This window comes from Paenibacillus sp. IHBB 3054, assembly GCF_051594305.1.
Lineage (GTDB): Bacteria > Bacillota > Bacilli > Paenibacillales > Paenibacillaceae > Paenibacillus_AQ.
This window is the reverse complement of the sequence record NZ_JBOFBG010000007.1, coordinates 48,153-61,667: the sequence shown is the minus strand read 5'-3', so window position 1 is coordinate 61,667 and position 13,515 is coordinate 48,153. Positions and strand designations below refer to the sequence as shown.

Genomic DNA, 13,515 nt, shown 5'->3' with positions numbered 1-13,515 from the left:
TTATGTTAATATTAAAAATATGTACATGCATAACATAAAAGAAAAAGCGGGTAGAGGAGTGAACTATGAACAAGACTAAGGATGCCGCAGGTGTGTTCTCTTTTATGAAGCAGCTGTTCCAAAAAATCAAACTCGACGATGTGCAGGGTATCAGTGCGCAGTTGACTTACTATCTGATTCTCTCCCTGTTTCCTTTCCTGATCTTTATTATGACGCTGATCGGTTACGCCCATATTTCTATCGAGGACAGGATTGCGGAGCTGCAGCAGATCATGCCTGCCGAAGCCGTCTCTATTATTGAAGAGATTCTGCAGGATGTATCCGAGGGACGGAGTGAGGCCCTGCTGTCCTTCGGGATGCTGGCCACACTGTGGGCTGCCTCCAAGGGCATCAACGCTATCATCAAAGGGCTTAACCGCGCCTACGATATTGATGAGAGCAGGGTGTTCTGGAAAATACGGGGGATTGCTTTCCTGGCCACCATGATCATCGGTGTTGTTGTTCTGCTCAGCATTCTGCTGCTCGTACTGGGGAGCTGGCTGAAGACACAGATTTTTCTGCTCGCTGATCTGCCCTACGGGCTACAGAAGGTATGGGATCTGCTGCAATATATCGTACCGCTGTTCGTGCTGTTCGTCGTGTTCACTCTGCTCTACTGGATTGCACCCAGCCGGAGGCTTACGCTAAAAGAGGTCATGCCCGGCGCGATGTTCTCCACCATCGGCTGGATCATAACCTCCATTCTCTTCTCCATTTACGTCAACCAGTTCAGCGATTTCACCAAAACCTACGGAAGTCTCGGAGGCGTCATGATCCTGCTGATCTGGCTGTACATCAGTTCAATCATTATACTGGTCGGCGGCGAGATCAATGCGCTCCTGTTCAATCGCAGGCCCATCCGCAAATAGATTTCGGTGAGGCTGAGGCATTTTAAACTACACCATTCTTCGCTTCATCGTGCGGTTTGACGGCGTCTGCCCCGGCTATCTCCGGCAGGTATGCTCCTTCTTCTTGCAGACGTCTGCGCAAGGTAGGGATATCCACGGCATGCACGTCATTGTCAGGAAGCTTCACTGCCAGTGCTGCGGCAATCCCGGCGGCTTCGCCCATGGCCAGACAGACCGGCATCACTCTGACACTGCCTTGGACCTCGCGCACACAGGAGATGGAACGCCCGGCGACCAGGACGTTTCTCAACGTCCGCGGGGTCAAACAACGGTAAGGAATGCCATGCGATTCGCCCGGACCGTAACGTTTAATGACTTCCTGCTTGCCTCCAGCCTGCTTCTCTTCCTTTTCCGTCCCATGGATATCAATGAAATAGCTGTTGCGGCAGATTTCATCCGCGAAGCTGCGGCGGTTCACATAATCATCCACACTCAGTACGTAATCCCCGGTAATTCTTCTTGTCTCCCGCACTCCCATTAATGAACCTGTACTGGCTACAAAAGAGCTGCCGAAGGAAGCCGGCATAAACTCGGCAAGCGCATCCCTGTAAACTGCGGCAAGTTTCCTTCCCTGCATCAGGGCAGCCGATACCGAAAAGGCATCCGTGTTGTCCACTTCCCATAAATGGCCGGCGTTGAAGCCTACCGTACGGGGAGCAATCATATTGTTGCAGATATGCGAATCCGGGATCAACGGATATTTGCCGGACCGCAGAATGTCATAGATCGGACTGGTTTTATTATTGCCATGCAGCAGCGGTCCGTTCAGATAAGCATATTCATCCACATTCCCGAGGTTGAAGCAATGCGTGGCCGGCATGAGGTCACCGGTTTCGGTATCGCCCTTGAGGTATTCCGCCCCTGCCCAAGCCGCAACATCGGCATCTCCTGTACAGTCGATATATACCTTGGCCTGCATAGCCTGCAGGCCGTTTTTGCTGGCTGTAATCAGTGTTTCCACTCTGCCGTCTTCACCGGTTTCCACAGAGCCAAGCAGGGTCTGGAACAATACAGTTACACCGGCTTCTTGAACCAGCTCATCATAGATGACCTTCAGCTTCTCCGGTTCAATCGGCACCCAGTCCATCGCATCCTTGTCAACATGCGGCATCTGAGCTTTCAGGGCTTCAAATACTTTCATCGCCAGCCCTCTATAGATGATGGTCTCCATGTCGGAGAATGGACACCATGCCGGCACCAGTCCCGAGGTTCCCATTCCGCCAAGGCTTCCCGTCGCTTCAATCAGCAGTGTTCTTGCCCCTTCACGCGCGGCGGCAGCGGCGGCCGTGCAGCCCGCAGGGCCGCCGCCCACAACGATCACATCCCAATTGTCCTGGAGCGGAACTTCATTGCTCCGCATCCTGTAGGTTTTCATTCTGTTTCCTCCAAATACTCAGCCTTTTATTTAGCGGATGCCGCATACCAGTCATTAACTTCTTTGACACTCGCTTCTCCGCCAGCTGCATTGTACTTTTCAACAAATGTTGTTACCGCATCAGGGGACTCCTCACCTACGATTACCTTGACGGCAAAATCATTGATCATCTGACCCAGTGAAGCATTGCTCTTGGAATATTCCGGCAGGGACGGAGCAAGCGCAAGCGGATCGGAAATTCTGGCCTCTGCTGGCAGCTCATTGTTAAGGAAGGAGAAGCCGGCAAACAGACGTGCATCCTTCTGGACACGGGCCTGCCAATAGATGGGATACAGCTTTTCGTCGATACCGGTCAGATAGTTGCTGGCATTGCCCCGTTCATCCGTGAACAGCGGCAGAATCGGGCTGTACACGCCATCTTTAAACGTATGATGTTTGCCTTCCTCTCCGATGGCGATCAGCTTGAACGTTTCTTTCTCCAGCTTGGCATTGATCCATTTAATCGCATCTTCCGGATGTTTGGCAGATTTCGGAATAAAGGTAATGCGGTCGAACCCGCCGCTCATCCCGAGTCCCATTTGCCCGTCTTTCCCTTTTAAGGCAGGAAGGTAAGCAAACTTGGCATCCGGGAAATTTGCAGCCAGTGCATCGGCAATGCCCGGAATGTCATACCAGGGAAGCTGAATCACACCCACCTTGCCGCTGGTGAACTTCTCCTTCAGGGTAGCATCCTTGTTTACTGCAAATTCCTTGTCCAGAAGACCCTGCTTATACAAACCGGACATATAAGTTAAATATTCCTTGAATCCCGGGTGCAGCGGTGTCGGCACCAGCTTGCCGTCGACCTGGTTCCAGCTTGTGCCAATCCCGAAGGCACCGGTAATATTGGCTGTTGTTGCGAGCGCACCGTCAATTGACATCGGTGCGCCGTTGCTGCCGTTGCCGCCGGGATCTTTTTCCTTGAACGCCTTGAGCACTGCCGTAAATTCATCCAGCGTCGTCGGCATCTTAAGTCCCAGCTTGTCGAGCCAATCCTGGCGGATCATCAGATCAGCCCCGGCAAACTGCGAAGAACTGTTCGGAATAGCGTAGATTTTGCCTTCTACCTTCATGGCATCAAAGGACGCCTCCGAGATGGATGCTTTAATATTGGGACCAAACTCATCAATTAGCGGTCCCAGATCCACCAGGGCACCCATTTTGGCATAATCGGTATACACAGCTTTTTCACCGGAAATGGTAATGATGTCATAAGGCTCGCCGGAGGAAATCAGCAGGTTAAGCTTATCCATCGCTTTGTCCGCCGGAAGCATTTCGTATTTCACCTTGTAGCCGGTCTGTTCTTCAATGACCTTGGCAAGCGGATAAGTATTGTAATCATCCTTTGACCACAGATTGAGCGATTTCAGCTCAGGCTTGGAATCGTTTTCAGTTACTGCAGCGGTTGTAGCCGCCGGAGCTTTTGCCCCAGCCTCTGTTCCCTTGCTCTCATTGTTGCCGTTGTTGCCATTGTTGCCCGATGAACCGCAGGCCGTTGCTGCAAGCAGCAGCCCAGTGCACATCATGAGAGACAATCCTTTTCTATATTTCATCCTTATAACCCTCCTCCAATGATATGGGGTGATGCTGTATATGAAACGCTCTGTCAAAGAGCGGCTTCATAGCGTAAGCTGCGGGGACAAAGCTCAGCCTTTTACAGAGCCGATCAGCACCCCTTTGATAAAATACTTCTGCAGAAACGGATACACAAACAGGATCGGGACAGTGGAAGCTACCACAGTCGCTGCGCGTATGCCTTCCGGTGACATATTCATGAGATCGTCCACGCTTTTGTTCACGGCATTGGCCGCACTGGCATCCATTACAACATCCTGCAGATACAGCTGCAAAGTCTTAAGCGCGGTATCGTTGATATAGATCATCGGGCCAAAGTAATCATTCCAGAAGCCCACGGCATAGAACAGGGCAATGGTGGCGATAACCGGCATGCTGAGCGGCAGGATGATCCGGAACAGGATAGTGTACGTCTTGGCACCGTCAATCCGTGCCGATTCCTCCAGTGCTTCGGGAAGACTCTCATAATAACTCTTGATAACCAGCATATTAAAGACACTGATCATCCCGGGCAGAATCAGCACCCACAGATTGTTGATCAAATGCAGCTGGCGCATCAGCAGATAATTGGGAATCAGTCCTCCGTTGAATAGCATAGTGAAGATGAACAGCACCATAATGAAGGATATCCCCGGCAGATTGCGCTTGGATAACGGGTACGCGGTAAGTGCAGTCATCAGAATCGAAATAGCCGTTCCTACTACAGTGACACCGATGGATACACAGAATGCGCGTATGAACATCGAGGAGGAAATAACCTCCTTCAAAGTGTCAAGCTGGAATCCCACAGGCAGGATGCCCACCTTGCCGGAAGTGATTGCCCATTCTTCACTGACCGATTTGGATAACACGTTCAGTAGCGGCAGAAGCATAATAATCCCCAGGGCGATCAGGAAGACATACACGGAGATATCGAGCACCAGATCTCCTTTGGTTCGTTTGGTCATTGTTATCTTCTCTCCCTTCCCGGATTACCAGATTCCGCGCTTAAGCAGCTTGCGGCTGATGTAGTTGCCTGAGACAATCAGGATGAAACCGACGACGGAGTTAAACAGCCCGACTGCAGTACTGAAGCTGTAGTCCATCTTGCCGAGACCGATTCGGTACACGAAGGTTCCGATGACATCAGCTGTTTCATATACCACCGGATTGTACATTGTGAGAATTTGCTCTGTACCCGCGTCGAGTACTGAACCGAGACGGAGGATGAACATCAGCACCACCGTCGGCAGAATTCCCGGAATGGAAATATGCAGCATCCGGCGGATTCTACCTGCCCCATCAATGGCAGCCGCTTCATATTGCTCCTGATCGATACCGGCAATGGCGGCAATGAAGACGATAGCATTCCAGCCCGTTTCCTTCCAGCCTGCGGTAAACACCACGAGACTGCGGAAATACTCATTGCTGACAAAAAAACTGATCGGCTCACCGCCAAACCACTGGATGATGTTGTTGACCAGCCCGCCCGATGTAGAGAGGATGGTCACGAATAAGCCAGAGATAATGACCCAAGACAAAAAATGCGGAAGATAAATGATCGTCTGAATCGTCCGTTTGAAGAACATCAGCCGAACCTCGTTCAGCACCAGCGCGATGAAGATAGGAACCGGAAAAAGTATCACAATTTTATAAACGCTGATTAACAGCGTATTCATAAACACCCTTCCGAATTCTTCCGACTGGATCAGCTTATGAAACTGCTCAAGCCCTACCCACTCACTGCCCTTGATGCCTTCAAAAATGTTGAAATCCTGAAAAGCAATCAGCACCCCGTAAAGCGGTGTATATTTGAAGAGCAGGAGAAACAATAATCCGGGGATCAGCAGTACATAGTAATCCCTGTTTCTCCATGCATATCTCCACCTGCTTGCGGACCTGATTCTGGTTGGCTTAACCTTGCTCTTCGGGTTCAAATCCGTGACACCTGCGCCCAAGATGACTCACCCCCAACTGTTTATGGGTTAATTATAAAGATCGGCCCCGGTCCTGTTGTAGGAGGTAAAGCGATTATTTCTGGTCTCAGGCGACTGTAAAAAAAGCTGCAGAAACTATTCTGATGAAACCGCTTTAAATCTCACAGTAACGAGGGTTCCCTTTCCGATCTCCGTCTCAATGGACAATCCATAGCGGTTGCCTGAGAAATAGCGGATTCTTTCATTGACATTATAGAGCCCAAACGAGCCCTCTGAACCGCCCGGCTGACTCCCGGCAGAGTGATCGATCAGCAGACGGTTGGCCTGATCCTGGCTCATACCGGTCCCGTCATCAGAGACTGTCAGCACGATATCCCCCTGCTCAAGAGCTGCTGTGATTATGATTACCCCTTGTTTTTGCTTCGTCTTGCGAATGCCGTGAAGCAGAGCGTTCTCCACCAGAGGCTGCAGCGTCAGCTTCGGCATCATATATTGTTCAAGCCCCTGTTCCGCATGAATGGTGAACGTAAACGTGGACGGAAAGCGGTTTTGCTGAATCTCCAGAAATACCTTGGCCAGATTCAGCTCATCCACGATGCTGACGTTGTCCCGCCCTTGGTTAAGGCTGAGCCGGAAATAACGGGCCAGCGCTTCAATCATCTGGCTCGTGTCCTCAGCGTCATGGGCAATGGCCGACCAGTTGATCATATCCAGGGCGTTGTACAGGAAATGGGGATTGATCTGCGCCTGAAGTGTGCGAAGCTGAGCCTCCCGCTCCTGCATCTTGGCCTGATACGATTCTTCCATCAAGTTATTGACCTTGTGAATAAGATGGTCCACGCTGCGCTCCAGCAGCCGGAAATCACCATCAGGCATAGAACGGCGGTCTTCCAGCCAGCCGATACCTTCCTTGCGGATCATTTTGAGAATCATCTGTACTCTGCGCTGCATGCCTTGAATCATGAACATGAAGAGAACAAAGACCAGTACCAGGAACAAAACCGTAATTCCCGCGAGTGTAGCAATACTGGTGAACTGATTCATCGCTGTAGCCCTGTGTGAAATCTCAGGCTCCGATACCTGTGCGACCAGCTTCCAGCCAGTCGTTCCGATGGTGGTGTACACTACGTTTACTTCTTCACGGCCTAACGAGCGCTTCAGTATGCCTTCCTCCGAGTGTTCGATGGTATCAAACAGCTCTTTAGGCAGGACATCCGCGTCCTTTTGCAAATTCCCTGCTTTATTATCCGACTTATTCAGACCGGCACTATCTGAACTGTAGATCAATCTGCCGCTGGCATCCGATAGAAAAGGAGCGTACTTGTCCGAGAACTGCAGCTCCGACATAATCTCCCCGATCAGACCTTCGGACACATCCATCACGAGAATACCTACAATCTCTTCATATTCCTGGGGATTGCGCAGCATCCGGGCAACGGAGAAAATATTCTTTTTACCAATGTCGTTATACTTCTCCTGGTAAACACCGGTCCATACCATCCCCCCACCAGCCTCTATCACCGATTCATACCATGGATATTGCTTTGCATCCTCGAAGGAATACAGATTAATCCGGTCTCCGGCATACAGGCGGGAAGGATCAACAAAAAACCGCAGGCGGAAAATATCCTCATTCTCCTGTGCGGTTTCGGCCAGATTGCGGAGCTCCTTAATTTGTTTTAGCTGCTCCGTGATACTGGCTTTCTGGAGCAGATTATCGTAGAGGATTTGGTTCATAAACACCGAATTGCTGCTGTCGCGGATGTGTTCCAGCTTGTAGGTTAAATTCAGCCCTGCCTGCTTCAGTGTAAGCTGCATCGAACGGGTAACTTCCTGTTCCAGAATTTCATTGGACCGCTGATAGAAGGAAGCCAGTAAAATGGACACCGGCAGCAAGATTAGCAGGGCATAGACAAGCAGCCACTTTCTTGCGGCCAGAATCCCCTGTCCGAGTCCAGTCAGATAACTCCATCCCAATTTCATAAAGGTGACACCTCGTTTCTCCGGCCTTTTTGTCGTATCGCCCATGGGAGGCTCAAGTTCTAATTTTGCTGTTCTCTGTAGGCGCTGGGTGTGCTCCCGGTCATTTTTTTGAACAGCTTGCTGAAATGGCTGGGATCGGTATAACCTACGGCATAGCAGACCTCGTAAAATTTGTTCTGCGGATCTCTTAGCAGCATTTTCGCTTTCTCAATCCGTACTTTGGTCAAATATTCAAATACGGTTTCGCCCGTTTCCTGTTTATACAGCAGCCTTACATAGGTAGGACTGAGATATACACCTGCTGCAATATCGGCGATCGTCAAATTGTCTGCATAGCGCTCTCCGATCAGGCGGCGGACCCGTTCAATGACATCACTGGACTTCCCGCTGCGTTTGGCCTCCACAAAATCACAGACATGCCGCAAATACGATTCCGTATACCGCAGCAAATCCTGTATCGTTTCCTGGCGCATAACCAGCTTCCAGGCTTCCATTTCCCGTTTCTCCCACTCTGCCGTCATGCCGTTCAGCTCCAGCAGCACCTGGCTGGACTGCAGAATCAGGTGGAGACTGACATTCTGCGCGTAACGGGAGCCCTGCCCCCGGTTCAGCTCCAGCAGGCCAAAGATTCCACTCAGTTCCCCCTGCAGCCGGCTTTGATCGCCTGACTTAAGAGCGGTGATTACGCGTTCGCTCCATTCCGGCTCAAAGCGGTAACGCAGATTCTCTCCGGACTCAATGTTGTCCATCGTCAGAATGCGATTTTTACCCAGATACCATTTCTGGTCGGCGGCAGCTCTTGCCTGCTTATAGGAGGCCGGCACCTCAGAAAGGCTGCCTACTCCATCCCCCACCCCGATGGTTACGCTCAGCTTCAGCCATTTCCGCAGATTGTCGCGGATCGATTCCGCCAGCAGCAGCAATTCGTTCTCGGGAGAGCGGTCAGCTGAAAGCTCCGCATTTTCACCAGCTTCTCCTGGCTGGGGCACTGCATCTAGAACATCTGCCGCCCTGCCCGCAAGCTCCGGTTTGATCTCCCGGTCCGCCCCCTGCCCTCCAAAAGACCGGGTGAGCAAAATGCCGACATACTCTCCCGGCTCCTTCTCAAACGTCACACCGCGCATTTGCTTATCCGTTAACTCTTGAATGATATTCAGCACCGTATAGGACAAAAGCTGTTTATCCCGCTCACTGCGGGAATCCATTACCTGCGGAACATCATCAATTACGATGACCATAATGATATAGCTGTCCGCAGAGAGCAGCGACAGTCCCAGAAATTGCAGTTTATCCTGCACCTGGGCCATGTTGATGTTGTCGCTGACCACCGACAGCAGAAATTTCTCGCGCAGCAGCGGCATGCTCTGGGTCAGCTTAACCTGCATTTCCTTTACCCGGTCCCGCTCCCGCCTCTCCGTATCCAGTGCAGCAGTCACTTTTTCCATCACGGCGTACAATTCTTTCCTGCTGACTGGTTTAAAAATATAATCAGCCGCATGCATCTGCAGCGCCGATTTCAAATACTCTGCATCGTTATGCCCGCTGATGAACACAATTTTGGCATCCGGCAGCAGTGCACGGACCTCCGCAGCCATCGTAATTCCGTCCATGGAAGGCATCTGCACATCCGTCAGCACAATATCCGGCCTAAGCTCACGTATGAGCATAAGCCCTGTATCTCCGTCATCCGCGGTTCCAATCAATTGAATCCCTTGTGCTGCCCAGTCTACATAAGTGCGCAGCCCGTTCACCACCGAGGGCTCATCATCCACAATGACTAATGTTTTCATAGTATCAGTTCCTCTCTATATGAGATTATTTGTTTCACAGAATTAAATACCTTATTTCATTGTAAAAAATTTCAACCGATTAAGATATTCTCCTGCAAAAATAATACAAAGTAGGATTAATGATTTGTCATTCCCCTCATTTCTTATTTCCCGGGAAAGTTTCTTTGCATAATAAGTCACGTCGTGATATAGTCACGTTATGACATAGTCACGATGAGACATATATTTTGGGAAAAAGGTGATCCTGGTGTCCTCCATTGAAAAAGCACTTAAAAAGTACGTGCCGATGACCGAGACAGCATTCTACATTCTGTTGTCCCTGACCAAACCGCGCCACGGATACGGAATCATCAAGCATGTTGAAGAATTGTCAGGCGGACGGCTCAGACTGGGGTCAGGTACGGTCTATGGAACATTGACCAAAATGAATAAAGACGGCTTGATCACCGTATTTGCCGATGAAGAGAGAAAAACGGTATATGAGGTATCGGAGCTTGGAAAAAAAGTGATGACCGTAGAAATTGGCAGATTGAAAGAACTGCACAACAATGCGATTAACTGCGAGGAGGAATTCTTATGAAGACTGTATTTCGGCCTTTCTGGAGCTACGACTTACTCCAAACAGAAATCTGGCTGACCGAGATGGCCAGCCAGGGATGGCTGCTTGAAGGATGGAATATTAAACTTCGGCGGTTTATTTTCCGGCAGGGTAAGCCGGGTAACATTACCTATCAAATCGGGTATGCTCCATCAGCTCAAACCTCCTTGTCCACCTATCTGGCCGCTGAGGGCTGGACAAGGAACGTGCATCAAGGGAAGTGGACCATTTATGCCAATGAACGGCAACCCGGCCAAATCAACGCCTACCCCTCCCGCCAGGAAGCGATCAAGCGAAACCGGAAGATTTCTTATTTTTTCATGGCGATTATCGTTTATTTGTTATTAATTGCACTAATTCCGCTAATCACGATAGGTTTTTCCCTTTCGCAGGATACACCCCTACGGGTAGTGAAAAGCCCCATGTGGCTGGTTACCTATATCGCTGCAGCCTTCGCCATTGCTCTGCTGGTACTCGCGTTCTATTCCGTTATCAAGATCAGGGCAGCCAATAAAACATTACGCGGGGACAATCAAGACAGCTACGAACTTGACGTACAGCCCGACCCTGCCGGACCCAAGATCATCCGGATCAAACTAGGCTGGATGTACGCTCCGGACCGGCTGGAGCAGTGGCTTGAGAACAAAGAACGGCTTGGATTTAATCTGTGTAAAGTCGGTCCAGGCGGGACGCTGTTCTATTTCTGCAAAGGCAGCCCACGACGGATGAACTATCATGCCGACTATCAAGTGATTTCCGATGAAGGTTATTTAGAGCTGCATAGGGAAGCCGGCTGGAAGAACGTCTACAGTTCCCTCTCCTCCTTGCAGAAATGGACGATCTGGAGCCGGGAATATTCGGAAGGCGCTGAGCGCCCTGAAATATACAGCGATCAATTCCACCGCTTGAAGCACGCCCGAAAAATCGCCATCAGCTACACTTCGCTATTCCTCCCGATGCTTCTGCTCTATAGCGTGAATTTGGGGGCATTCATTGATGGCATGCTAAATGACGGAATCACCGCTTCCCGGGCATGGAACACTTCGCTAATGTTCATCTGCATTCTCCTCTTCGGGTCGTTTGCGGGCAGAACCTGGCTGTATTACCGGCGTCTCAAAAACAGTAGACCGTAAAGGACAAAATGCCAATATGAAAACAACCACGCTAGCAGCTATCACTAAAAGCCCGTTAAGACGCTCGCTCTACCATTTCACCAGAGCACGCAATCTTCCGGCTATTGCCGGACTGGACAGACTGGCCGCATCCGTGCTTTTGGACCCTGAGCATGCATGCGGTGTGCACCGGGCGACGCTGCAGCAGACCCGTTATCAAGGCCGCTCAGTCTGGTTAAATGCCCATCTGCGGATCACTCCCGAGGCCATGGACCCGGAAACAACGCCGGAGCAATTCCGCGCCTGCCTTGACCGGCATGTCTTCCTGTGGCCGACAGAGCGTGATTGCCTTGCCATGGCTGCTATGTACTCCCGCAGAGAACCCGGCGAACATTTTGCCATTCTGAAATTCTCCGCCTATGAACTGCTGAGTGATCATTTTGAGCATATCAAGCTGTCCAAATATGACTCCGGGAGCTCCCCCCGTTATCCCCACAGGATGTCTTACCGCAAGAGCTGCGGGATGCTGCTGCCCATTGAACGTTTCATGGAAGCTGCCGGACATTCGATCCCAACAAAACCTTCCGAGATCAAAGAAGTGCTGGTTGAACAGCAATTGACTCCGGTAAGCCGCTATCTGCAGACGGTATATTGCTCCGACCCCGGGCAAGTCCCCGGGGTCTGGAAGCCGCTTTTTATGCCGGGATACCTGTAATATAAAAAACAATAAACAACAATCCGGGCATTAAGGTTGCCGGGAAGCCTTTGAATCCCTTTTTATCTTTTACAGCAAGAATGATGGCAATGTTCAGCAGCTGCCCTGCCAGGATGGGCAGTACAGCAAATAACAGACCGAACTCACTGTCCGATTTCAATGCAACCATTGTCAGCATCGAATAAAAGACCAAATCCCCCACACCAATGACCGGAATCAGCCCCCGTTTCCCGGAAACCGGAAGACAGATGGACAGCCGCACGGCTGTATTGTTTTGTCCCATTAGTTTGGCATTAAGCGTGAATCGCCCTCTCTTGGTGAAACTAAACACATCCATTACCACCACTCCGAGGGCAGCACCAATAATTGCACTCTCCGAGACGAATACGTAGGCTGACAGCATATATGCCAGAAATAGTGCGCAGACGATGTTCAAACCATTGTGCAGATAAATAACAGTCCTGCTGATACTCTTCTTCCAGATCCAAATATTTGCCGCAAACGCAGCTGTGAATCCGGCAATAGCAATTGCATGTGGCAACTCACGAACAATTCCCGCCAATGTCGTCAAAAGCGCCGTAAGAAAAAAAATATAGGTTAATTCCCAATGCATCCTGTTCTTCACAGCATCCTCCATTGTGATATCCCTCCAACGTAAGTAACTCCTTGTATTCCCGCTTCTCCTAGATCGGCTACATCTGTTTGCTGTATTTAATCATGTAGAAGAGCTGCGTGAAATAGCCAAATAAATAAAGGCCAATGGTGGTCAACACCACCCATAGAGAAATCCCTGCAAAGATTAACAGAAACGGCAGTGTAATCATGACCACAAACATAATATCGAAGGCTTTGGCCTTGGCTTTCATCCGGATAGCTGTATTGCGTTCGTCGCGGAAATCAATCACAGCCTGCTTTTTGAGCTTGGGGTGCTTCCGATAATACCCTTGAACGATAAGATTAGCGGCACTCATACTGAACAGCCCCGAGCCTATCCCCACACATATCCCAGCAAGCTTCTCTGTACTTTCATCAATCACCAGAAGTCCGACTACAGTCAGAGTACCTCCAAGCAGCAGCAGAATAGTAAACAGCCAAACTGTCTTGTTCATTTTCATTCCGATTCCTCCTCATAGATAAAAATATCTTCAATGGCCAGCTTGAAATAGCGGGCAATTTTAAAGGCTAGAATAATGGACGGATTATATCTCCCATTTTCGAGCGAACCAATGGTCTGCCGTGAAACTTCTAATGCCTCGGCAAGCTCCTCCTGCTTGATCCCCCGCTCCTTGCGAAGCTGCTCCAATCTGTTTTCCATGCTTTCACCTCACTATTTACGGAAAGTTAACTTTCCATAATAATAACATTCACCTTTTCCAATGTAAAGCACACTTTCCATTTCCTCATAACTCTAATAAATATAAAAAAGGCCCTTGATGGCATCACTGCCAAATCAAGAGCCTGCTAA

Annotated in this window: 13 protein-coding genes; 4 read left to right on the top strand and 9 right to left on the bottom strand. The window is 50.0% G+C overall.

The window, feature by feature from the left end:
• Positions 1–65: 65 nt before the first annotated feature.
• Positions 66–908, top strand: a complete 843-nt coding sequence (locus ACQ76X_RS10690; RefSeq protein ID WP_438493616.1) for a YihY/virulence factor BrkB family protein — start codon at positions 66–68, stop codon at positions 906–908.
• A gap of 22 nt (positions 909–930) precedes the next feature.
• On the opposite strand, the gene ACQ76X_RS10685 is transcribed toward ACQ76X_RS10690, so the two are convergent.
• The 6 genes from ACQ76X_RS10685 to ACQ76X_RS10660 form a co-directional block, all read right to left on the bottom strand.
• Positions 931–2,322, bottom strand: a complete 1,392-nt coding sequence (locus tag ACQ76X_RS10685) for an FAD-dependent oxidoreductase (protein WP_438493614.1) — start codon at positions 2,320–2,322, stop codon at positions 931–933.
• A gap of 26 nt (positions 2,323–2,348) precedes the next feature.
• Positions 2,349–3,914, bottom strand: a complete 1,566-nt coding sequence (locus tag ACQ76X_RS10680) for an extracellular solute-binding protein (RefSeq protein ID WP_438493612.1) — start codon at positions 3,912–3,914, stop codon at positions 2,349–2,351.
• A 93-nt stretch (positions 3,915–4,007) separates the two neighbouring features.
• A complete protein-coding gene (locus tag ACQ76X_RS10675) occupies positions 4,008–4,883 on the bottom strand; it encodes a carbohydrate ABC transporter permease (RefSeq protein WP_038589718.1) in 876 nt (291 codons plus the stop codon).
• Between the two features lie 24 nt (positions 4,884–4,907).
• Positions 4,908–5,819, bottom strand: a complete 912-nt coding sequence (locus ACQ76X_RS10670; protein ID WP_342440358.1) for an ABC transporter permease — start codon at positions 5,817–5,819, stop codon at positions 4,908–4,910.
• A 168-nt stretch (positions 5,820–5,987) separates the two neighbouring features.
• Positions 5,988–7,835: a sensor histidine kinase gene (locus tag ACQ76X_RS10665; RefSeq protein WP_438493610.1), complete on the bottom strand. Its 1,848-nt coding sequence runs from the start codon at positions 7,833–7,835 to the stop codon at positions 5,988–5,990.
• A gap of 59 nt (positions 7,836–7,894) precedes the next feature.
• Entirely contained in the window at positions 7,895–9,625 is a 1,731-nt protein-coding gene (locus ACQ76X_RS10660; RefSeq protein ID WP_438493608.1) for a response regulator, read from the bottom strand.
• A 241-nt stretch (positions 9,626–9,866) separates the two neighbouring features.
• Here ACQ76X_RS10660 and ACQ76X_RS10655 point away from each other — a divergent pair, with 241 nt between their 5' ends.
• The 3 genes from ACQ76X_RS10655 to ACQ76X_RS10645 are packed head-to-tail and all read left to right on the top strand — an operon-like array spanning position 9,867 to position 12,050.
• The gene (locus tag ACQ76X_RS10655; RefSeq protein ID WP_038599360.1) at positions 9,867–10,205 is read left to right on the top strand and encodes a PadR family transcriptional regulator; all 339 of its coding nucleotides are present in this window, start codon (positions 9,867–9,869) and stop codon (positions 10,203–10,205) included.
• The gene (locus ACQ76X_RS10650) at positions 10,202–11,356 is read left to right on the top strand and encodes a DUF2812 domain-containing protein (RefSeq protein WP_438493606.1); all 1,155 of its coding nucleotides are present in this window, start codon (positions 10,202–10,204) and stop codon (positions 11,354–11,356) included. The genes ACQ76X_RS10655 and ACQ76X_RS10650 overlap by 4 nt, the downstream gene beginning before the upstream one ends.
• A 16-nt stretch (positions 11,357–11,372) precedes the next feature.
• Positions 11,373–12,050 (top strand): DUF7002 family protein, encoded by a 678-nt coding sequence (locus ACQ76X_RS10645; RefSeq protein WP_438493604.1) that lies wholly within the window; start codon positions 11,373–11,375, stop codon positions 12,048–12,050.
• On the opposite strand, the gene ACQ76X_RS10640 is transcribed toward ACQ76X_RS10645, so the two are convergent.
• From ACQ76X_RS10640 to ACQ76X_RS10630, 3 genes are read right to left on the bottom strand one after another with little or no spacing between them, the layout of a single operon-like run.
• Positions 12,031–12,687: a hypothetical protein gene (locus ACQ76X_RS10640; protein ID WP_438493602.1), complete on the bottom strand. Its 657-nt coding sequence runs from the start codon at positions 12,685–12,687 to the stop codon at positions 12,031–12,033. The two genes, ACQ76X_RS10645 and ACQ76X_RS10640, sit on opposite strands and share 20 nt — an antisense overlap.
• Before the next feature lie 55 nt (positions 12,688–12,742).
• Positions 12,743–13,165 carry a hypothetical protein gene (locus ACQ76X_RS10635; protein WP_438493601.1) on the bottom strand — a complete coding sequence of 141 codons (423 nt, stop codon included), beginning with the start codon at positions 13,163–13,165 and terminating at the stop codon, positions 12,743–12,745.
• Positions 13,162–13,365 (bottom strand): helix-turn-helix transcriptional regulator, encoded by a 204-nt coding sequence (locus tag ACQ76X_RS10630; protein WP_038589712.1) that lies wholly within the window; start codon positions 13,363–13,365, stop codon positions 13,162–13,164. The genes ACQ76X_RS10635 and ACQ76X_RS10630 overlap by 4 nt, the downstream gene beginning before the upstream one ends.
• Between the last annotated feature and the right edge of the window lie 150 nt (positions 13,366–13,515).